The organism is Aeromicrobium sp. IC_218 (assembly GCF_004336805.1).
Taxonomy (GTDB): domain Bacteria; phylum Actinomycetota; class Actinomycetes; order Propionibacteriales; family Nocardioidaceae; genus Aeromicrobium.
The window spans coordinates 44,830-65,532 of record NZ_SJXM01000018.1; the positions used below are offsets into that span (position 1 = coordinate 44,830).

The window sequence follows — 20,703 nt, forward strand, 5'->3', positions numbered from 1 at the left end:
GACCCTAGGCGGCGCCGGACGTCCGCGGGGCGGGTTCGCCGCGAAAGGGCCGGCGGGAGTGTTCGCCGGACGTTCACCGGTCGGCTCTCGTCCCGGTCACCGCCGCACCGCCAGCCTGGTCGGGCTCGTCCCCCGACCTAGGAGCAGCATGTCCCGACCCACCCGCCGCGGGCTGGCCGGTCTCGCGACCCTCGCGCTGACCGCCGCGCTCGTCCCCGCCCTCGCGCCCGGCGCGCAGGCCACGCCCACCGCGGCCCCGTCGCCGTCCGCGTTCCACCGCACGGCGACCTACCCCGTGTACCAGAACCTGCCGGCCGACGTGCCCGCCAGCAGCGAGACGGTCGCCGAGATCTCGTCCGCGTCCGAGGACGGCCGGACGCTCGTCTACACCGACGCCCCGGGCAAGCGGATCGGGTTCCTGGACATCACGGACCCGGGCAAGCCGCGCGGCGAGGGCAGCCTGTCGCTGGCCCAGCTCGGCGACGCCGACGACCAGCCGACGTCCGTGGCCGTCCACGGCAAGTACGTGCTGGTCGTGGTCGACACCAGCGGCGGCGACTTCGCGAACCCGTCCGGACGCCTGGACGTCGTGCGGCTGTCCGACACCAAGCGCGTCGCCAGCATCGACCTGCAGGGCCAGCCCGACTCCATCGCGATCAGCAAGGACGGGAAGTACGCCGCCGTCGCGATCGAGAACCAGCGCGACGAGGAGGCCACCCCCGCCGGGGGTGCCAAGGGCGACCTGCCCCAGGCGCCGGCCGGCTTCGTCCAGGTCGTGGCGCTCGACGGTGCGCCGTCCGCATGGACGACCCAGCGCATCGACCTGACGAACGCCGACGGCTCCGCGCTGCCGTCGCTCGTCGCGGCGGGCCTCGACACGCCCCAGGACCCCGAGCCGGAGTACGTGTCCATCAACGGTGAGAACAAGCTGGCCGTGACGCTGCAGGAGAACAACGGCGTCGTCGTCATCGACCTGGCGACCCGCGCGATCGAGCGCGTCTTCAGCGCCGGCGCGGTGACCGCGTCCGGGTTCGACACCAAGAAGGACGGCAGGATCTCGCCGACCGAGACGATCACGAACGTCGTGCGCGAGCCCGACGCGATCGGCTGGGTCGACGACCGCTACCTGGCCACGGCCAACGAGGGCGACTGGAAGGGCGGCTCGCGCGGCTGGAGCGTCTTCGACTCCACCACCGGCGACGTCGTGTGGGACGCCGGCAGCTCGTTCGCCGACGTCGTCATCAGCCTCGGCCTGCACAACGAGGACCGCGCGGCGAAGAAGGGCCCCGAGCCCGAGGGCCTGACGATCGGCACGTTCGGCGGCACCCGCTACGCGTTCGTCGGCTCCGAGCGCAGCAACGTGGTCGTCGCCTACGACATGACCGACCCGCGCAACCCGCGCTACGTCCACGCGCTGCCGACGACGAACGGGCCCGAGGGCCTGCTCGCGATCGAGTCGCGTGACCTGCTCGCGGTCTCCAGCGAGACCGACGACGCCGCGACCGGCGTCCGCGCCTCGGTGCAGCTGTTCGAGCACGGCAAGGGCCAGGCAGCCTTCCCGTCGATCCGCTCGGCGGACGTCGACGGCAAGCCGGTCGGCTGGACGGCGCTCGGCGCGCTGGCCGCGCACCCGACGGACGCCGGCACGATCTACGCCGCGTCCGACGCCGCCCTGGACGTCGCACAGCTCTACACCGTCGACGTGCGCCGCACGCCGGCCGTCATCACCGCGGCGCGTCCCGTGACCGTCGGCGGCGTGCCGGCCAAGCTGGACGTCGAGGGCATCGCCTCGCGCGCCGACGGCGGGTTCTGGCTCGCGGTCGAGGGTGCGACCGGCCCCGGCAACAAGGTCCTCCGCACCGACGCGAAGGGCGAGGTCGTCGAGACCGTCGAGCTCCCGGCCGACGTGACCGCGAAGATCGGCAAGTGGGGCCTCGAGGGCGTCACCACCACGACCGACGCGCGCGGCGAGCACGTGTGGGTCGCCGTGCAGCGTCCGCTCTGGACCGACGGCACCGCGCCGACGGACGCCTTCGAGGGCGAGAGCACCACGCGCCTGGGCCGCTACGACGTCGCCGCGAAGCAGTGGCACTGGTACGGCTACGAGCTGCAGACGCCGCGCCGTGACGGCGCGGACTGGATGGGCCTGTCCGAGATCGTGGCGGTCGACGCCGACACGCTCGCGGTCGTCGAGCGCGACAAGCTGAACGGCCCGAAGGCGCGGGTCAAGCGCGTCTACACGGTCGACGTCCCGGCGGGCGACCCCACGGGCGTCCCGGTGCTGGAGAAGAAGCTGGCCCACGACGTCCTGCCCGACCTGCAGGCGACGAACGGCTGGACCCAGGAGAAGCTCGAGGGCCTGACCATCGCCGCCGACGGCCAGGTCTACGCCGTCACCGACAACGACGGGCTCAAGGACGCCACCGGCGAGACGGTGTTCCTGCGTCTCGGCGGCGCCTCGACGGTGTTCGCCGACAGCCTGCGCACGACCACGTCGGTCAAGGCGCCGGCGAAGACGGTCCACGGCCAGAAGGTGGTCGTGACGGTCGCGGTGAAGGGCGCCTCGGGCGTCACGGCCGACGGCTCGGTCACGCTCAAGGACGGCTCCCGGACGCTCGGCACGGCCGCCGTGCGCAACGGTGCGGCGACGTTCTCGGTCTCCGGCCTGAGGGCGGGCAGCCACACGCTGACCGCGGCGTACGCGGGCACGGCCCGCAGCGCGTCCAGCCTGGGCACGGCGAAGGTGGTCGTCCAGAAGGCGTCCGCGAGCGTCGCGGTCACGCGCTCGGCGTCGTCGGTGAAGCAGGGCCGCTCGGTGCGGCTGACCGTCGCGGTGCGCGGCGCCCGGCACGTCCCGGCCGGCGCGGTCCGCGTCACGGACGGACGCCGGACGCTCGCCACCGGCACGCTGCGCAACGGCCGCGTCGTGCTGACGGTGAAGCCGTCCGGACGCCGGCTGCACACGCTCACGGTGTCGTACCTCGGCAGCCAGGACACGGCCGGCCGCACGACGACGGTGAAGGTGCGCGTGCGCTGAGCCTCGCGTGCCCTGGGGCGCCCCCTCCCGCTGCGGCGGGAGGGGCGTCCGTGCGTTCTGCTCCTTGGGCCCGCTCCTTGAGCTTGTCGAAAGGAGCCGGGGTGCGCTGTGGCCCGAGGCGCTCGCCCGAGCCCGCTCCTTGAGCTTGTCGAAAGGAGGCTTGAGTGCGTGGTCGCCCGAGAGGCTGATGACGAAGCGGTGGGGTGCTCGGCGCGGTCGGTTCGTCGGCGCGCCCGACCCCGCTCGCTGAGCTTGTCGAAGCGAGAAATCCGCTGCAATGCCAGTGGATATCGCCTTGTTCTGTCACCGCCCAGAGGTAGACTAGAACAAACGTTCGACTCGGGGGTTTCGGATGATCAGCGATCAGCTGGAGGGTCTGCGCGAGGAGCTGCGCGCCCTGGAGGAGTGGTCGCTGACCGACTCCGAGCTGCGTACCGTGAACGCCGAGATCCACCGGACCATCGCGAGCCTGACCGCAACCGCTGCGCGGTTGGCCGGCGCGGTCGAGGAGCGAGCGATCCCGCGCGAGGACGGCTCCGCGTCGACGACCGCCTGGCTCGCCTCGACCACGGGGATCACCCGGGGTGAGGCCTCGAGGCTGGTGGGGTTGTCCCGCCTCGACTCGACCCGTGGCACCGCGACCCGTGAGGCCTGGGCGTCCGGTGGTCTGGCAACGACGCAGGCGTCGATCATCCTGAAGGCCCTCGACGCCCTTCCCGAGTGGTTCGTGGACGAGCAGCACGACGACGCCGAGGCCACCCTGCTGGAGCACGCTCGTGAGTTCGGGGCCGACGACCTGCGCCGGCTGGCGAACCGGATCGTGGAAGTGGTCGATCCTGACAGTGCGGACGAGATCATCGGTGCCCAGCTGGAGCGTCAGGAGAAGCAGGCCTGGGACGAGACCCACCTGACCATCACCAGGATGGGCAAGGGCCGCAGCAGCATCCGGGGCGTGCTGCCGGACGTGCAGGCGGACATGCTGAAGACCGTCCTCGAAGGCCTCGCCTCGCCCCGTAGGGAGGGTGCTGTATTCCGGGACGTCGACGGTGAGCACTCCGACCACGAGGTCGGCCGGCTCGACCACGCCCGCCGCATGGGCCTCGCCCTCTGCGAGCTCGTCGAGCACCTCCCTCAGGACGCGTTCCCGCAGGCCGGCGGCGTCGCCGCGACTGTGACGGTCTCGATGAAGCACCAGGACCTGGTCCGCGATCTCGGCCGGGCGATGCTCTCCACCGACACCGGGCTCTCCGCCAGCCAGGCGCGGCGCTTGGCCTGCAATGCCGGTCTCATCCCCATGGTTCTCGACGGCGCGAGCCAGCCGCTCGACGTCGGTCAGCAGAAGCGCCTCCACGACAGGTCCCAGCGCATCGCCCTCGCGAAGCGAGACGGCGGCTGCTCCTGGAAGGGCTGCGACCGACCACCAGGCTGGTGCGAAGCGCACCACCTCAAGCCATGGAGCGAAGGCGGCGACACGTCCGTCGACAACGGCGCGCTGTTCTGCTTCTTCCACCACCACCTGCTCCACGACTCAGACTGGCAAGCCCGCCTCAGCGCGGACGGCGTCGTCGAAGTGATCCCACCACCACGCATCGACCCCCAACAACGACCCCTGCGCCACGCCCGCCACGTCAAGCACCGACCACGCACCCTCGAACCCGCGTGACCCCCGATCCCTGAGCCTGTCGAAGGGTGGCTGCCGCACGCGAGGATGAGCCCATGGACGACGCCGCCCTGCTGAGGGCCTACGACGAGCAGCTCCGCACCGACGCCGAGACGCCGAGCGCGGTGTCGGTCGAGCGGCTCGGCCCGCTGCGGCTCGTGACCTTCCGGGGCCGACGCGGGTTCGTCACCTACCGAGACCTCGGTGGTGTCGACGCCGAGGAGGTCCGCCGGCTCGTGGCTGAGGGACTCGCCCGGCTCACCGCCGACCCGGACATCACCCGCATCGAGTGGAAGACCCGCGGGCACGACCACGCGCCGGGGCTGCACGAGGCGCTCGTCGCGCACGGGTTCGTGGCCGGGGAGACGGAGTCGGTGATGGTCGGACCGCTGGCCGGACTCGCCGTCGACGTGCCGCTGCCCGACGGCGTCACGCTGCGCCGCGTCACCGCCGAGGCCGACGTCCGGGCCATGAGCGCGATGCAGGACGAGGCGTTCGGTGAGCCCGTGTCCGAGCGGGAGGCCGACGCGCTGCTTCACCGGTTGTCGCTGGACGACGGCATGGAGCTGTGGGTCGCCGAGACCGAGGGGACGATCGTCAGCGCCGGGCGCCTCGAGCCCGTCGCCGGCAGCGACTTCGTCGGCATCTGGGGCGGCGCGACCCTGCCGGCGTGGCGGGGCCGGGGCATCTACCGGGCGCTCACCGCCGCTCGGGCCCGTTCAGCACTCGCCGGCGGGTGGACGCTCGCGCACAGCGACTCGACCGAGTACTCGCGGCCCATCCTCGAGCGCGCCGGGCTGCGCAAGGTGTCGACCACGACGCCGTACGAGTGGAGGCGCTGAGGGTCCCTTCGACAGGCTCAGGGAACGGGAGACCGGCCAGGGAACGGGAGACCGGCTCGAAGAACGGGAGACCGGCTCAGGGAGCGGGGGTGCGGGACTGCTCGTGCTCGACCAGGGCGAGGCGCGTGCCCAGGACCACCGCGGCGGTCACCAGGCTCAGCACCCCGACGAGCAGCAGGACCGCAGCGAGGATCTCTCCGCCCTCGTCCGCGCCGGCGCTGTCCCGGCCGACGAAGAAGCCGACCACGACCAGCACGATCCCGAGCGCGAGGAAGCCCAGCGCGGCGGGCGAGCGGTACGGATCGGAGGACGGCGAGCTCATGATGCGCACGCTAGCGGCTCGGGGACGCCCTGCGGCTCAGAACCAGTGGTCGAGGTACGGCGCCCGGGCCGTGGCCATGAGCGCGTCCAGCACGGCGACGTCGCCCTGCACCCGCCCCGCGGTCGCGAGCGTGTGCGCCCGGACCCCGCCGAGGTGCAGCGCCGCGAGCGCGTCCACGCCGAGCCGTACGTCGGCGGGCGCCTCCGTCACGCTCACCTGCGCGACGCCCGACGCGTCCGCCTCGAGCGCGAACGTGCCACCGGCGACGCCGAGCGGGTCGTCGACCTCCAGCACCACGCGCCCGGACGTCTCGTAGGTGCGTGCCTCGAGGGCCGCGGGGACGTCGAGGATGCGCGTCCAGAGGTGGTCGAACGTCGTCGTGCGGATCGCGCGCCGGTCGCCGACCATCCAGCCGAGCGGCTCGTCGACGGGACGCAGGTGAGCCGTGACTCGTGAGACCAGGTCCATCTCGAGCAGCGTCCGCCACAGGGCGGCGTACGCCTCGTCGGTCGCGGCGACGAGGTGGTGCAGCACGACGGTGGAGCGCGACATGTCCCGGTCGTCCTCGACCAGCCGATAGACCGCGAAGCCTTGCGGCGTGCCGTCGGCGTCGTCGTGGCGCAGGTGGCGCCACGCCCGGCTGTGCGTGTCGCCGGCCGTCTCGCCGAGCGTGCCGAGCATGCGGCGCAGGAAGACCTCGCCCATGACGATGTTGCCCGGGGTGGCCCGGCGGACGCGGTCGAGCACCTGCTCGGCACCGTCGCGCAGGGTGTCGGGCTCGACGAGCTGGGTGCGGCCCGTGGTCTCGGGGCCGGTCCAGCGGGCGCGGCCGGTGTCGACCTCGAGGTCGGCGGCCATGGCGGACGGCGCGAAGCCGAAGCGGCCGTAGATCGTCGCCTCCGAGACGGTGAGCATCGCCATCGGCAGGCCCGCGGCCTTCGCCGTGCGCAGCTCCGAGCCCAGCAGGTTGCGGGCGATGCCGCGGCGGCGGTGGGTGGGCGCGACCGTCACCCCGCTGATCGCCCACGCCGGCACGGCGGTCCCTCCGGGCACGGTCAGCGCGGACGTCCAGCTCTCCAGCGTCCCCACGGGCGTCGCGGGCTCGGCGACGGTCGTGTCCCAGACGCCGACGTGGCGGTGGTGGCCCCGCAGCTCGTGCCGGGCACCGAGCGCGTCGGACGACCCACGGACGTCCAGGAAGCCGCGGCGCACGGCCTGCGCCCAGGCGTCGAGTCCGGCGCGGTCGGACGCGCCCACGAGCCCGAGCCGCAGGCCGCGACCGGCCAGCTCCTCCTGGGCGGCCGCGTCGACCGGCTGGGCGGCGGCGTCGACGCTCATGCGACCACGACGCCGGCGGACGTCCACTCGTCGCGCACGCGGTCGAGGTTGGCCGGCGTCACGGCGGCGGTCAGTCCCTCCAGCACGCGCACGGTGAAGCCCTCGGTTGCGGCGTCGAGCACGGTGGCCCGCACGCAGTGGTCGGTGGCGATGCCGCAGACGTCCACGTCGGTCACGTCGTGCGCGCGGAGCCAGGCGGCCAGCCCGGTGCCGGCGGCCAAGCCCTCGAAGCCGGAGTAGGCGGCCTCGTACTCGCCCTTGTCGAAGATCGCCTCGAACAGGTCGTCGGTCAGCGGCGCCTCGAGCTCGGCCCCCGGCGTGCCCACGACGCAGTGCGGTGGCCAGGAGTCGACGAAGTCCGGGTTCTCGCTGAAGTGAGGCCCGGGGTCGACGTGGTGGTCACGGGTGGCCACGACGTGGTCGTACCCGTGGGCGGACGCCAGCAGGGTGCGGACGTCCTCGGCCACGCGGTGCCCGCCGGCCACGGCCAGCGAGCCGCCCTCGCAGAAGTCGACCTGCACGTCGACGACGACCAGTGCCCTCATCGCGCCCCCTCGTAGACGGTCGGCAGCACGGGCTCGCCGCGCGAGAGCTGGCACGCCGACGGCGGCAGCTCGGCGAGCGAGTCGTCGAGCCGCTTGCGGGCGTCGTCGAGCGTGGAGTGGTCGACGCGCTCGCCGCCCCGCACGAGCGGCACGAGCAGCGAGCGGTCGTCGCCGTCGTCGTGCGGCGCCACGTCGACGCCGATCACCTCGTGGGTGGCGACCCCGCGCGCGTCCCGCCGGCGCAGCGCCTGCTTGCGTCCGCCGGTGGACGCCTTGTCCTTGGACTTCTTGGCGACCGGCACCATCTGCCCGTCGGGGCCCTCGCGCGAGACGAGCTTGTAGACGAAGCCGGACGTCGGCGCGCCCGAGCCGGTGACCAGCGCGGTGCCGACGCCGTAGCCGTCGACCGGCGCCTGGGCGAGCGCGGCGATGGCGAACTCGTCCAGGTCGCTGGTGACGATGATGCGGGTGTCGGTGGCGCCCAGGGAGTCGAGCTGCTGGCGCACCTCGGCGGCCAGGGAGACGAGGTCGCCGGAGTCCAGGCGCACCGCGCCCAGGCCGGTGCCGGCGACGTCGACGGCGGTGCGGACGGCCTCGGCCACGTCGTAGGTGTCGACGAGGACGGTGGTGCCGCGGCCGAGGGACTCGACCTGTCCGACGAACGCGTCGCGCTCGGAGTCGTGCAGCAGCGTGAACGAGTGCGCGCTCGTGCCCGTGGTCGGGACGCCCCACGTGCGTCCGGCCTCGAGGTTGGACGTCGCGCCGAAGCCGGCGACGTACGCGGCGCGGGCGGCGGCGACCGCCGACCACTCGTGCGTGCGGCGCGAGCCCATCTCGATGAGCGGGCGGCCGGCGGCGGAGGTGCGCATGCGCGCGGCGGCCGACGCGATCGCCGAGTCGTGGTTGTAGATGCTCAGCAGCACCGTCTCGAGCAGCACGGCCTCGGCGAACGAGCCCTCGACGACCACGACGGGGGAGCCGGGGAAGTAGACCTCGCCCTCGGGGTAGCCCCAGACGTCGCCGCCGAACCGGAAGTCGGCGAGCCAGTCCAGCGTGGGGGCGTCGACGACGTCGTGGGCCCGCAGGAACTCCAGGTCGTCCTCGTCGAAGCGGAAGCGCTCGATGGCGTCCAGCGCGCGGCCGACGCCGGCGATGACGCCGTAGCGGCGTCCGTCGGGCAGGCGGCGCGCGAACAGCTCGAAGACGGACGCGCGCCCGGCCGTGCCGTCGCGCAGGCTCGCCTGGAGCATCGTCAGCTCGTAGTGGTCGGTCAGCAGCCCTGTGGTCACCGGGCCAGGCTAGTGCGGCCGGACGGCACCCGCTCCGCGGCGTTGGGCCGCGGGACGGCGTCCGCCACAATGGGGGACGTGAGCATGCCGACCCCCGTCCAGATCGACGAGCCCGACGTCGCCGACGACGTCCGGCTCGAGGACCCGTGGGTCACCATCGTGTGGAACGACCCGGTCAACCTGATGTCGTACGTGGCCTACGTGTTCCGCGAGTACTTCGGCTACACCGAGGACAAGGCCACCGAGCTCATGCTCGCGGTGCACCACGACGGCAAGGCGGTCGTGTCGAGTGGCAGCCGTGAGCAGCAGGAGCGTCACGTGCAGGCGATGCACGAGTACGGCCTGTGGGCGACCCTGCAGAGGAGCGGCGTGTGAAGCCCTTCCGCCGTCGCCGGCGCGGACGCGTCCAGGCGACCTTCGAGTCGGCCGAGGCCCACCTGCTGGCCAACCTCTCCGCGCAGGTCGTGGAGCTGCTGCGCGACCGCAGCGGCGAGTCCGAGTCCAGCGCCGACCCGCTCGCCACCCAGCTCGGCATGGGCGGGCCCGCGCTGCCGCCGGACGACCCGGTGCTGCGCCGCCTGCTGCCCGACGCCTACCGCGACGACGCCGACGACGCGGCCGAGTTCCGCCGCTTCACCGAGCAGTCGCTCGTCTCCAGCAAGGTCGCGAACGCCGAGGTGCTGATCGAGACCCTGCGCGCCGGCGGCCTGGACGACGGCCCGATCGCCGACAGCGACGACGGCACCGAGGTCGAGGTCGAGCTCGACCCCGCCCAGGTGCAGGCCTGGCTGCGGGCGCTCACCGACGTCCGGCTCGCGCTGGCCGTGCGGCTGGGCATCGAGACCGACGAGGACCTCGAGCGGCTCGAGCAGTCCGACGACGACGCGGTCATCGCCTTCGGCGACGTGTACGACTGGCTGGGCTTCGTCCAGGAGTCGCTCGTCGTCGCCCTCGACTGACGGGCCGCGCCGGTGGGCGGTGAGTGGTCCACGACCCAGCGCGGTGGGCGGTGAGTGATCCACCACCGCGGACGTCCGCGTCGTGGATGACTCACCGCCCCGCGGGGGCGGCCGGTCCGGCTCAGCCGTGGCGCGGCGTGACGGTGAAGGACGTCCGGGTGGTGCGGTCGCCGGAGCGGACGGTGACCTTCTTGGTGCCCCAGCGCTGTCCGACGTCGAAGCGGACCGTGTAGGTGCCGTTCTTGGACGCTCGAGCCGTCGCGGCGCTGATCGTCTTCCCGCGGTAGGTGACGCGCACCTTCTGGCCGGGGACGAGGCCGCGGACGGTGATCCGCTGGGCGGTCGACGCGCGTGCCGCGGACTTCTTGGCGGTGGCGGCGAGCTTCCCGGTCACCACGGCGAGGCTGTCGCGGCCGGTCCGGTCGGCGACCGAGCCGGTGACGACGACAGCCCGGCCGGCCGTGGGCGCGGTCCAGGGGAGCGTCACGGCCGGCGTGGCCGTGCCGCGGGCGTCGGCGGTGCCGCGCGCGACGGTGCGACCGGCGACGCGGACGGAGTAGGTCTCGCGGGCGTCCAGGCCGCGCACCGAGATGCGGGTGCGCGTGCCGCGGACGACGGGCCGGTCGGTGGCGGCGACGCGCAGGCGGGTGGCCTGGCGGGTCGTGGTCACCGCGACCTGGGCGGAGGCGGTGCCGGCGGCGTTCGTGGCGGTCAGCCGGTAGACGGACGTGCCGAGGCCGGGCTTGACCGTCGCGCGTCCGGTGGCCGGCTTGGTGCCGGTCCAGGCGCCCGAGGCGGTGACCCGGTCGGCGTCGGTGGACGTCCAGGTCAGGGTCGTGGACTGGCCGCGGCGCAGCTGCTGCTTCGCGGCGGCGACGTCGATGCGCGGGCTGGGTGCCGCCGAGCCCGCGACCGGCGCGGTCTCGGCCGACGTCACCGTCGCGTCGGTGTACCCGGTCCGCAGCGCGGTGACCCGGACGCTGAGCCGTGCGCCGACCTGCTTCGTCCCGGGCGTGAACGTCGCGCCCGTAGCGCCGGCGATCTCCCGACCGTCGGCGAGCCACTGGTAGGACAGCGAGTCCGGCGTCGGTGCGACCGCACCGGCGTCGGCGGTCAGCGTCTCGCCGACCTTGACGACCCCGCTGATGGCGGGGGACGGCGACGTGGCGAACGCGTTGAGGCTCACCGTGACCGTGCGGGTCGCCGTGACGCCGGTGGGCGTGTGGGTGACCGTCAGGGTGCGGGCGCCGGCGGAGCCGAACGTGACGTCGGCGCCGCTGATCGTGTCCGCCGGGCTGCTGCTGGCGACCGTGACGTCGTCCGTCTCGTCACCGGTGGGGTTGCCGAACCGGTCCGTGCCGGTGGCGGTCAGCGAGACCGTGTCGCCGTGCTGGGCGCTCGCGGGACCGGTGACGTCCAGCGTCGCGACGGCGTCCGGCGTGACGACCAGCGTCACCGTCCCGGTGACCGGCCCCTCGGTCGTCGGCACGGTCAGGGTCACGACGTGGGTGCCGGCCTTGGTGGAGCGGAGCGTCACCTTCTCCGTGCCGTCGGTCGTGCTACCCACGCCGGCGTCCGCGTCGATCGTCCAGGTGCCGGTGGTGATGCTGGCGCCGTTCACGACCAGGTCGAACGACACGGACTCGCCGGCGGCGATGGTCGCGGTGTCGTCCGTCAGGTCGGTGGTCAGGGTCGGAGGGTCGACGACGATGGCCAGGGAGTGGATGACGCTCGCCGCGACGGTGACGGCTCGCTTGCCGGCCAGCGAAGCAGGGACGGCGGTCTGTCCTGCGTTGTTCTGGCCCCACCCGGTGATGAGGCCGTCATCGGTGACGGCGAGCGAGTGCAGCTGTCCGGCAGCGATCGCGGTGACGCGCTTGCCGGTGAGAGAGGCCGGCACGCTGGTCTGGCCGTAGCCGTTGTAGCCCCACGCAGTGGCGATGCCGTCGTCCGTGAGGGCCAGCGCGTGGTTCCCGCCACCAGAGATCGCCGTGACACGCTCGCCGGTGAGAGAGGCCGGCACGGTGCTCTGGCCGTAGTAGTTGTCGCCCCACGCGGTGACGGTGCCGTCGTCGGCGAGGGCGAGTGAGAAGTACTGACCGGCGGCGATGGAGGTGACGTGCTTTCCGGTGAGTGAGGCCGGCACGTTCGTCATGCCGACGGCGCTGTCGCCCCAGGCGGTGACGGTGCCGTCGTCCGTGAGGGCGAGCGAGTGCCCGTACCCTGCGGCGACAGCGATCACGTGCTTGCCGGTGAGCGCGGCCGGCACGTTCGTCTGGCCCGTGATGTTGCTTCCCCAGGCGGTCACGGTGCCGTCGTCGGCGACGGCGAGCGAGTGGTTCCCGCCCGCGGCGATCGCCGTGACCTTCTTCGCCGCCAAGGCGGCCGGGACGTCGAGCTGGCCGTACGTGTTGTCGCCCCAGGCCGTGACGGCGCCGTCGTCGGTGAGCGCGAGGGAGAACATCCCGCTGGCCGCGACGGCGACGACCTTCTTGGTGGCGAGTGAGGCCGGCACGTCGGTCAGACCGTTGGAGTTGTAGCCCCATGCGACGACCGTCCCACCGCTCGGGGCGGGCGCGGCCTGAGCCGGGGCGGCGACGAGCGTCAGCGGGGCGGCGACGAGGGCCGTCCCGAGCAGCAGGGTGAGCAGGCGTCGGGCAGCGCGGTGCATGGGGGTCCTTCGGTTCGTGCGGGGGAGGCCCGCACGACGCCCGAGCGGCGTGGTGCGGCAGGCGGTCGAGGACGTCCTGCTGCGGCGAGCACGAGCCTAGGTGCCCCCGGCGCGCCGCGTGGCGAAACGGTCAACCCGCGACGAGTCTCACGCTGCGGTCGTCGTCTCACCCGGTGGGACGCCGTCGGTACAGTCGCCAGCGTGCTGACGATCGAGCAGGGCCTCCGCGACGCGATCATCGAGCACGCCCGTCGCGACCACCCCGACGAGGCGTGCGGCGTCATCGCCGGTGCGTACGGTTCGGACCGCCCCACCCGCCACGTCCCCATGCTGAACGCCGCGATGTCGCCGACGTTCTACGAGTTCGACTCGGCCGACCTGCTCGCGCTGTACCGCGACATGGACGCCCGCGACGAGGAGCCGGTGGTCATCTACCACTCGCACACCGCGACCGAGGCCTATCCGTCGCGCACCGACGTGAACCTGGCCTCGGAGCCCAACGCCCACTACGTCCTGGTCTCGACCCGCGACGGCGCGCACGAGTCCGGCCCGGTCGACTTCCGCTCCTTCCGCATCGTCGACGGCCAGGTCACCGAGGAAGAAGTCCGCGTCGTCGAGCGTTACGACACCGACGAGTCCACCCAGAAAGCGAAGTGACATGGCCATCGAGGTCCGCATCCCGACCATCCTGCGCACGTACACCGGCGACCAGCGCGCCGTCGAGGCCGGCGGCAGCACCGTCGCCGAGCTGATCGACGACCTGGAGTCGCGCCACGCCGGCATCAAGGAGCGCCTGGTCGACGCGGGCGACGTCCGCCGCTTCGTGAACGTGTACGTCAACGACGAGGACATCCGCTTCACCGGCGGCCTGCAGGCCCCGGTCGCCGACGGTGACACGGTCGTCATCCTGCCGGCCGTCGCCGGCGGTGCCGTCGACTCGCTCTGATGACCCGGTTCGACTCGCTGCTGGCCAGCGTCGGCGGCACCCCGCTCGTCGGGCTGCCGCGGCTGTCGCCGTCCCCGGACGTGCGGCTGTGGGCCAAGCTCGAGGACCGGAACCCGACCGGCTCGATCAAGGACCGCGCCGCGCTGCGGATGATCGAGGTCGCCGAGGGGGACGGCACGCTGCGCCCGGGCTGCACGATCCTGGAGCCCACCAGCGGCAACACTGGCATCTCGATCGCCATGGCCGCCCGGCTCAAGGGCTATCGCTGCGTGTTCGTCATGCCCGAGAACACGTCCGAGGAGCGCCGCCAGCTGCTGCGCATGTGGGGCGCGGAGATCATCTCCAGCCCGGCGGCCGGCGGGTCGAACGAGGCCGTGCGCGTCGCCAAGCAGGTCGCCGACGAGCACCCCGACTGGGTGATGCTCTACCAGTACGGCAACCCGGCGAACGCCGAGGCGCACTACCTCGGCACGGCGCCGGAGATCCTCGCCGACCTGCCCGAGGTCACCCACTTCGTCGGCGGGCTCGGCACCACGGGCACCCTCATGGGCGTCGGCCGGTACTTCCGCGAGCACAAGCCGGACGTGCGCATCGTCGCCGCCGAGCCCCGCTACGGCGAGCTCGTCTACGGGCTGCGCAACCTCGACGAGGGCTTCGTGCCCGAGCTGTACGACGCGTCCCTCATCGACGGACGCTTCTCGGTCGGCCCGCGCGACGCGGTGCGCCGGGTGCGCGAGCTGCTCGACCAGGAGGGCATCTTCGCCGGCATCTCGACCGGCGCGATCCTGCACGCCGCGCTCGGCCAGGCGGCCAAGGCGGTCAAGGCGGGGGAGCAGGCCGACATCGTCTTCGTGGTCTGCGACGGCGGCTGGAAGTACCTGTCGACCGGCGCCTACGAGGGCACCATCGACGAGGCCGAGGACGCCCTCGAGGGCCAGCTCTGGGCCTGAGCGCGTCCCTCGCTCGTCCGGGCCGGTGGGTGGCCGGTGAGTCCTGGTCACTCTCCCGCGGTGGACGGTGAGTGGTGGTCACTCTCCGCGCAGGACGTGACCACCACCCACCGCTCGGCCCGCGACGCCTCGGAGAGTGACGACGACTCACCGCCCGCCGTGCGCGAGCGGGCTCAGCGCTGCTGGGACGCGATGACGTCGCGGTACCAGGCGAAGGAGTCCTTGGGCGTCCGCGCCAGCGTCTCGAAGTCCACGTGCACGAGGCCGAACCGCATCGCGTAGCCCTCGGCCCACTCGAAGTTGTCCATGAGCGACCAGTGGAAGTAGCCGCGCACGTCCACGCCGGCGTCCATGGCCGCGCGCAGAGCCTGCAGGTGCGCCTCGGTGTAGGCGATGCGTCGCTGGTCGGCGACGCGTCCGTGCTCGTCCGGCTCCTCGTTGAACGCACCGCCGTTCTCGGTGATGTAGATCGGCGGCAGGCGGTCGCCGTACCGCTGGCGGAGGGCCACGAGCACCTCGGTGAGCCCCGCCGGCACGATCGGCCAGCCGAAGTCGCTGTGCGTCGGGCTGTCGATGTCGTGGAAGGTGAACGGCAGGTCCGGCGGGAGCATGGCGCCGTCGACCACGGCGGGGTCCGTGCCGGTGCCGGGCGCGCCCACCGCCTGGGGGTTGTAGTAGTTGACGCCGAGGAAGTCGATCGGCTGGCCGATGGTCGCCAGGTCGTCGTCGCGGACGCCCTCGACGAGGTCCTCGAACCCGTCGACGCCCCACTCGCCGAGCAGCAGCGGGTCGAGGAAGAGCCGGTTGTAGAGGCAGTCGAAGAACGCCGCGGCCTCGGCCGACTCCGGACGCTCGTCGGACGGCCACACGGGCACGTGGTTGTTGGCGATGCCCACCTCGGTCGCGCCCGCCGCCCGCAGCGCCTGGACGCCGCGCCCGTGCGCGAGCAGCTGGTGCAGCGCCACCTGCAGCGCGCCGAAGCCGAGCTGCTTGCCCGGGGCGTGGCGTCCGGTGGCGTGGCCCATCATCGTCAGCACGACCGGCTCGTTGAGCGTCATCCAGCGCGTCACCCGGTCGCCCAGCCGCTCGGCCACGGCACCGGCGTACTCGGCGAACCGCTCGGCGACGTCGCGCGACTCCCAGCCGCCCCGGTCCTCGAGCGCCTGCGGGGTGTCCCAGTGGAACAGCGTCGCGCTGGGCTGGATGCCCTTCTCCAGCAGCGCGTCCACGAGCCGCTCGTAGAAGTCCAGGCCGCGCGGCTCCACGGTGAGCCCGTCGGGCATCACGCGGGGCCAGGCGACGGAGAACCGGTAGGCGTCCACCCCGAGGTCGGCCATGAGGGCGACGTCCTCGCGGTAGCGGTGGAAGTGGTCGCAGGCGACGTCACCGGTGTGCCCCTCGCGCACGGTGCCGGGACGCGACGCGAAGACGTCCCAGGCGCTGGGCCCGCGGCCGTCCTCGGTCACCGCGCCCTCGACCTGGTAGGACGCCGTGGCGACGCCCCAGACGAAGTCCGGTCCGAGCTGCAGGTCGGTCATGGCGCCAGTCTGCGGGGGAGCGAGGCTCACCGTGGCTGCGCGACCCCCGCCACACCGGGCGCTCTCGCCTAGGTGCGGCACGCACTCACGGGTACGCTCTCGGCTTGTGGCTGACGCACCCATCGGGATCTTCGACTCCGGCTTCGGCGGGCTCACCGTCGCCCGGGCCGTGCTCGACCAGCTTCCGCACGAGCCGGTGCTCTACCTGGGCGACACCGCCCGGCAGCCGTACGGGCCCAAGCCGATCTCCGCGGTGCGCGAGTATGCGCTGGAGTGCCTGGACCACCTCGTCGACCAGGGCGTGAAGGCCCTGGTCATCGCCTGCAACTCGGCCAGCGCCGCCGTGCTGCGCGACGCCCGGGAGCGCTACGACGTCCCCGTCGTCGAGGTCATCGTGCCGGCCACGCGGCGCGCCGTCCGGGCCACGCGCAACGGACGCGTCGGGGTCATCTGCACCACCGCGACCGCGACGTCCCAGGCCTACGACGACGCCTTTGCCGCCAACCCGGACGTCCGCCTGTTCACCCAGGCGTGCCCCCGATTCGTCGACCTGGTCGAGGCCGGCGTCACCAGCGGCCCCGAGCTGCTCGACGTCGCCCGCGCGTACCTGGCCCCGCTGCAGGCCGCCGACGTCGACACCCTCGTGCTCGGCTGCACGCACTACCCGCTGCTCACCGGCGTCCTCTCCTACGTCATGGGTGACGGCGTCACGCTCGTCTCGAGCGCCGAGGAGACGGCCAAGGACGTCTACGGCCTGCTCGTCCGCGAGGGCCTGGAGCGCGACCCCGCGCTGCCCGCGCCACGGCACCGCTTCCTCACCACCGGACGTCCCGAGGAGTTCGCCCGGCTCGGCCGCCGCTTCCTCGGTCCGGAGCTGGAGACGGTCGACCAGTTCGCGTGGCTGCGTCCGGAGGTGGTCTCGTGAGGCTCACGATCGTCGGCTGCGCCGGCTCCTACGCCGGCCCGGACTCGCCGGCCAGCTCCTACCTGCTCGAGGCCGAGCACGAGGGCGGCACCTACCGCATCGTCATGGACATGGGCAGCGGCGCGCTGGGCGCGCTGCAGCGCCACGTCGACCCGCGCGAGGTGGACGCGGTGGTGCTGAGCCACCTGCACCCCGACCACTGCATCGACCTGTGCGGGTTCTTCGTCTTCAGCAAGTACCACCCCGGCGGCGCGCTCGACCCGATCCCGGTGTGGGGCCCGGACGACACCGCCGACTACATGGCCCGCGCCCACGGCCCGGACGCCGGCTCGGGCATGGGCGACCAGTTCGACTTCCGTCCGTGGCGGGCCGACGAGCCGGTCGTGCTCGGCCCGTTCACGGTGACGCCCGTGCTCGTCGACCACCCGGTGCAGGCGTACGCGCTCAAGGTGCAGGCCGGCGACGCGACGCTGGTCTACTCCGGCGACACCGGCCCGACCGAGGCGCTGGCCGCGACGGCGCAGGGGGCGGACGTCCTGCTGTGCGAGGCGTCGTTCGTCGAGTCCCAGGAGAACCCGCCGAACCTGCACCTGACCGGGGCGGAGGCCGGCGAGTACGCGCGGCGCTGCGGCGTCGGGCGTCTGCTCGTCACCCACGTGCCGGCCTGGACCGACCGCGACGAGGTCGGCCGCGACGTCGCCACCACGTTCGACGGCGCGTGGACGCTCGTCGAGGCCGGCCAGGTCTACGAGCTCTGACGCGTCCGGCCGGGCGTCGGTGGCGCTCGGTAGGGTCGAGGACATGACGACCCGCGAGGACGGCCGCGCCGTCGACGAGCTGCGCCCCATCACCCTGACCCGCAAGTGGCTCGACCACGCCGCGGGCTCCTGCCTGGTCGAGTTCGGCAAGACCCGCGTGCTGTGCGCCGCGAGCGTCGAGCAGGGCGTGCCTCGCTGGCGCAAGGGCAGCGGCCTGGGCTGGGTCACCGCCGAGTACGCGATGCTCCCGGCCGCCACCCACGACCGCTCCTCGCGCGAGTCGGTCAAGGGCAAGGTCGGCGGCCGCACCCACGAGATCTCCCGCCTGGTCGGCCGCGCCCTGCGCGCGTCCATCGACTACGAGGCGCTGGGCGAGAACACGATCATGATCGACTGTGACGTGCTGCAGGCCGACGGCGGCACGCGCACGGCGGCCATCACCGGCGCCTACGTCGCCCTGGCCGACGCGATCACCTTCCTCAAGGGCGAGGGCGCCACGGTCGGCGAGCCGCTGCTCGACTCGGTCGCCGCGGTGAGCGTCGGCATCATCGACGGCGTCCCCATGCTCGACCTGCCCTACGTCGAGGACGTCCGTGCCGAGACCGACATGAACGTCGTCATGACCGGCGGCGGCTCCTTCGTCGAGGTGCAGGGCACCGCCGAGGGCGCGCCGTTCGACAAGGCCGAGCTGGACGCCCTGCTCGAGCTCGCGGCCAAGGGCTGCGCCGACCTCACCCGCCTGCAGGAGCAGGCGCTGCTCGGATGAGCGCGCGGGTCGTCCTGGCGTCCAACAACGCCAACAAGCTGGCCGAGCTGCGCCGCATCCTCGAGCCGCTGGTGCCGGGCGTCGAGGTGCTCGGCCTGGCCGACGTCGAGGCCTACCCGGAGCCGGCCGAGACCGAGCCGACCTTCGAGGGCAACGCGCTCATCAAGGCGCGCGCCTGCCGCGACGTCACCGGCCTGCCGTCGCTGGCCGACGACTCGGGCATCTGCGTCGACGCGCTCAACGGCATGCCCGGCGTGCTGTCCGCCCGCTGGAGCGGCGTGCCCAAGCACGAGGGCGGCGACGCCGCCAACAACCGGCTGCTGCTCGCGCAGCTGGCCGACGTGCCCGACGAGCGCCGCGGGGCGACCTTCCGCGCGGCCGTCGCGCTGTGCCTGCCCGACGGCCGTGAGGTCGTCGTGCACGGTGAGATGCCCGGCCGCGTGCTGCACGCCGAGCAGGGCGAGGGCGGGTTCGGCTACGACCCGCTGTTCGCCGCCGACGGGTTCGACGTCTCCACCGCGGAGCTGAGCCCGGAGCAGAAGGACGCCATCAGCCACCGCGGTCGCGCGCTCGCCGCCATCGCGCCGCAGGTCGCCGAGGCCCTGCGGGGCTGAGCCCCGCTTCCGCTGCCGGGGTCCGCCTCTGCGACCTGAGGCGACTGCCGCTGCCTGAGCGTGTCGAAGGCTCCCTTCGACACGCTCAGGGAGCGGATGGTCGCTCGGGGGGAGCGGGTCAGGCGCGGGCGCCCTCGAGGTGCGCGATGAGCCGCTGGGCGATGCGCCGGCTGCCGTCTCGGTCGGGGTGCGTGCCGTCGTAGACCGTCGAGGCGTCCAGCACGTCGGTCATGTCGACGAACTCGAACCCGTGCGCCTCGGCCTGCGCCCGGACGATCGCGGTGACCCGGGCGGCGTGCTCGTGGGCCTCGGGGCCCCACGGCGGGCCGAGGACGATCACGCGCGTCGTCGCGGGCACCGCGTCGCGGACGGCGTCGAGGTAGCCGGTGACGGCCTCCTCGACCATCGCGTCCGGCGCCACGGCCGGGAGTCCGTCGCGGCAGTACGACCAGTCGTTGCGCCCGCCCTCGATCACCAGCAGGTCCGGGTGCGAGGCGAGCGCGCCGGGACGGTCGCCGAAGGTGTCGCCCGTGCAGCGGCTCCCGACCTTGAGGTAGCCCGAGCCGGACTGCGCGTACCGCTCGACCGGCACGCCGAGGTGGCGGCCGACGATGCTCCACCAGCCCTGGCGGGCGTCACCGGGGCGGTCGTTGTAGAGCGCGGTGATCGAGTCGCCCACGACCGTCATGTCGGTGAAGGCGCCGGCGCCCGGGGCGGTGGTGCCCGCGGCCGCGGCGGTCGCGCGGGGCGTCTCCTGCGTCGTGGTGAGGGAGACGAGGCCGACGGCGAGCGCGATGGCGACCAGGGCGGTCGTGGCGCGACGGGTGGGGCGGGAGGGGCGCTTCACGGGTGGTGCTCCGAGCAGTAGTGGTGACCGGAGAAGCGTACGTCCGCGGCTCCCCCGCGGGGAGCGTTTCGTCGATGACGATCACGTGACAAACCGCTCAGATGCCATGCCCCACGGCCGATGAACCACCCCGACCGGTCATGGAAGACGGAAAGGCGGGACCCATGGAAGAGATGGACGAGATCGTCCAGGAATTCCTGGTGGAGAGCTACGAGAACCTCGATCAGCTGGATCGGGACCTGGTGGCCCTCGAGCAGGAGCCGGGCTCTCGTGAGCTGCTCGGCAGCATCTTCCGCACGATCCACACGATCAAGGGCACCAGCGGCTTCCTGGCCTTCAACAACCTCGAGTCCGTGACGCACGTCGGCGAGAACCTGCTCGCCCGCCTGCGGGACGGCAAGATGTCGATGACGCCCACGACGACCGACGTGCTGCTCGCCATGGTCGACGTCGTCCGCGAGCTGCTCGCGGCGATCGAGGAGCGGGGCACCGAGGAGGGCGTCGAGGTCGCCGCCGCCGTGGCCGCCATCACCGCCGTGCTGGAGGGCCGCGAGCCCGCCGCCACGCCGGTCGCCGACCTGCTGCCCGAGGCCGCTGCCCCGGCCGAGCCGGTCGTCGCCGAGGTCGCCGAGCCCGAGGCCGAGCCGGTCGTCGAGACGCCCGCCGCCCCGGCGCCGGTCGCCGAGGCCCCGGCCG

General features: G+C 73.3%; 20 protein-coding genes. 13 read left to right on the top strand and 7 right to left on the bottom strand.

Annotated elements, in window-relative coordinates; all coding sequences use genetic code 11:
- Positions 1-148: 148 nt before the first annotated feature.
- From E0W78_RS15425 to E0W78_RS15435, 3 genes are all read left to right on the top strand, one after another.
- The gene (locus tag E0W78_RS15425) at positions 149-3,037 is read left to right on the top strand and encodes an esterase-like activity of phytase family protein (RefSeq protein WP_131404822.1); all 2,889 of its coding nucleotides are present in this window, start codon (positions 149-151) and stop codon (positions 3,035-3,037) included.
- A 352-nt stretch (positions 3,038-3,389) separates the two neighbouring features.
- A complete protein-coding gene (locus tag E0W78_RS15430; RefSeq protein ID WP_131404823.1) occupies positions 3,390-4,700 on the top strand; it encodes an HNH endonuclease signature motif containing protein in 1,311 nt (436 codons plus the stop codon).
- Between the two features lie 53 nt (positions 4,701-4,753).
- Positions 4,754-5,539 carry a GNAT family N-acetyltransferase gene (locus E0W78_RS15435; RefSeq protein WP_131404824.1) on the top strand — a complete coding sequence of 262 codons (786 nt, stop codon included), beginning with the start codon at positions 4,754-4,756 and terminating at the stop codon, positions 5,537-5,539.
- A gap of 76 nt (positions 5,540-5,615) precedes the next feature.
- Here E0W78_RS15435 and E0W78_RS16650 read toward each other — a convergent pair whose 3' ends face one another.
- Genes E0W78_RS16650 through E0W78_RS15455 form a run of 4 tightly spaced genes read right to left on the bottom strand, consistent with a single transcriptional unit; the run spans position 5,616 to position 9,033 of the window.
- Entirely contained in the window at positions 5,616-5,861 is a 246-nt protein-coding gene (locus E0W78_RS16650) for a hypothetical protein (RefSeq protein WP_165570536.1), read from the bottom strand.
- Positions 5,862-5,897: 36 nt separating this feature from the next.
- Positions 5,898-7,199, bottom strand: a complete 1,302-nt coding sequence (locus tag E0W78_RS15445; protein ID WP_131404825.1) for a GNAT family N-acetyltransferase — start codon at positions 7,197-7,199, stop codon at positions 5,898-5,900.
- On the bottom strand, positions 7,196-7,744 hold the full coding sequence (locus E0W78_RS15450) for an isochorismatase family protein (protein ID WP_131404826.1): 549 nt from the start codon (positions 7,742-7,744) through the stop codon (positions 7,196-7,198). Before E0W78_RS15450 ends, E0W78_RS15445 begins: the two co-directional genes overlap by 4 nt.
- Positions 7,741-9,033: a nicotinate phosphoribosyltransferase gene (locus E0W78_RS15455; RefSeq protein WP_131404827.1), complete on the bottom strand. Its 1,293-nt coding sequence runs from the start codon at positions 9,031-9,033 to the stop codon at positions 7,741-7,743. The genes E0W78_RS15450 and E0W78_RS15455 overlap by 4 nt, the downstream gene beginning before the upstream one ends.
- Before the next feature lie 84 nt (positions 9,034-9,117).
- Between E0W78_RS15455 and clpS the strand changes: the two genes are divergently transcribed.
- Positions 9,118-9,408 (top strand): ATP-dependent Clp protease adapter ClpS, encoded by a 291-nt coding sequence (gene clpS, locus E0W78_RS15460; protein ID WP_207392789.1) that lies wholly within the window; start codon positions 9,118-9,120, stop codon positions 9,406-9,408.
- Entirely contained in the window at positions 9,405-9,992 is a 588-nt protein-coding gene (locus tag E0W78_RS15465) for a DUF2017 domain-containing protein (RefSeq protein ID WP_131404829.1), read from the top strand. Before clpS ends, E0W78_RS15465 begins: the two co-directional genes overlap by 4 nt.
- Before the next feature lie 121 nt (positions 9,993-10,113).
- On the opposite strand, the gene E0W78_RS15470 is transcribed toward E0W78_RS15465, so the two are convergent.
- Positions 10,114-12,663, bottom strand: coding sequence for a hypothetical protein (locus E0W78_RS15470; protein ID WP_131404830.1), 2,550 nt, complete (start codon positions 12,661-12,663; stop codon positions 10,114-10,116).
- A 201-nt stretch (positions 12,664-12,864) separates the two neighbouring features.
- On the opposite strand from E0W78_RS15470, the gene E0W78_RS15475 reads away from it, so the two are divergent.
- From E0W78_RS15475 to E0W78_RS15485, 3 genes are read left to right on the top strand one after another with little or no spacing between them, the layout of a single operon-like run.
- Positions 12,865-13,320 carry a M67 family metallopeptidase gene (locus E0W78_RS15475; protein ID WP_131404831.1) on the top strand — a complete coding sequence of 152 codons (456 nt, stop codon included), beginning with the start codon at positions 12,865-12,867 and terminating at the stop codon, positions 13,318-13,320.
- Position 13,321: 1 nt separating this feature from the next.
- A complete protein-coding gene (locus E0W78_RS15480; RefSeq protein WP_131404832.1) occupies positions 13,322-13,609 on the top strand; it encodes a MoaD family protein in 288 nt (95 codons plus the stop codon).
- Entirely contained in the window at positions 13,609-14,559 is a 951-nt protein-coding gene (locus E0W78_RS15485; RefSeq protein ID WP_131404833.1) for a cysteine synthase family protein, read from the top strand. The genes E0W78_RS15480 and E0W78_RS15485 overlap by 1 nt, the downstream gene beginning before the upstream one ends.
- A gap of 173 nt (positions 14,560-14,732) precedes the next feature.
- On the opposite strand, the gene E0W78_RS15490 is transcribed toward E0W78_RS15485, so the two are convergent.
- Positions 14,733-16,097, bottom strand: a complete 1,365-nt coding sequence (locus tag E0W78_RS15490; RefSeq protein WP_131404834.1) for a GH1 family beta-glucosidase — start codon at positions 16,095-16,097, stop codon at positions 14,733-14,735.
- Positions 16,098-16,203: 106 nt separating this feature from the next.
- On the opposite strand from E0W78_RS15490, the gene murI reads away from it, so the two are divergent.
- Genes murI through rdgB form a run of 4 tightly spaced genes read left to right on the top strand, consistent with a single transcriptional unit; the run spans position 16,204 to position 19,160 of the window.
- Positions 16,204-17,022 carry a glutamate racemase gene (murI, locus tag E0W78_RS15495; RefSeq protein ID WP_131404835.1) on the top strand — a complete coding sequence of 273 codons (819 nt, stop codon included), beginning with the start codon at positions 16,204-16,206 and terminating at the stop codon, positions 17,020-17,022.
- Positions 17,019-17,780 carry an MBL fold metallo-hydrolase gene (locus E0W78_RS15500; RefSeq protein WP_131404836.1) on the top strand — a complete coding sequence of 254 codons (762 nt, stop codon included), beginning with the start codon at positions 17,019-17,021 and terminating at the stop codon, positions 17,778-17,780. Before murI ends, E0W78_RS15500 begins: the two co-directional genes overlap by 4 nt.
- Positions 17,781-17,823: 43 nt before the next feature.
- On the top strand, positions 17,824-18,546 hold the full coding sequence (gene rph, locus E0W78_RS15505; protein ID WP_131404837.1) for a ribonuclease PH: 723 nt from the start codon (positions 17,824-17,826) through the stop codon (positions 18,544-18,546).
- On the top strand, positions 18,543-19,160 hold the full coding sequence (rdgB, locus tag E0W78_RS15510) for an RdgB/HAM1 family non-canonical purine NTP pyrophosphatase (RefSeq protein ID WP_131404838.1): 618 nt from the start codon (positions 18,543-18,545) through the stop codon (positions 19,158-19,160). The genes rph and rdgB overlap by 4 nt, the downstream gene beginning before the upstream one ends.
- A gap of 118 nt (positions 19,161-19,278) precedes the next feature.
- Here the strand turns inward: rdgB and E0W78_RS15515 are convergent, their stop codons facing one another.
- Positions 19,279-20,007 carry an SGNH/GDSL hydrolase family protein gene (locus tag E0W78_RS15515; RefSeq protein WP_131404839.1) on the bottom strand — a complete coding sequence of 243 codons (729 nt, stop codon included), beginning with the start codon at positions 20,005-20,007 and terminating at the stop codon, positions 19,279-19,281.
- A 164-nt stretch (positions 20,008-20,171) separates the two neighbouring features.
- Here E0W78_RS15515 and E0W78_RS15520 point away from each other — a divergent pair.
- A partial coding sequence (locus tag E0W78_RS15520) for an Hpt domain-containing protein (RefSeq protein ID WP_207392787.1) occupies positions 20,172-20,703 on the top strand: 532 nt, incomplete at its 3' end.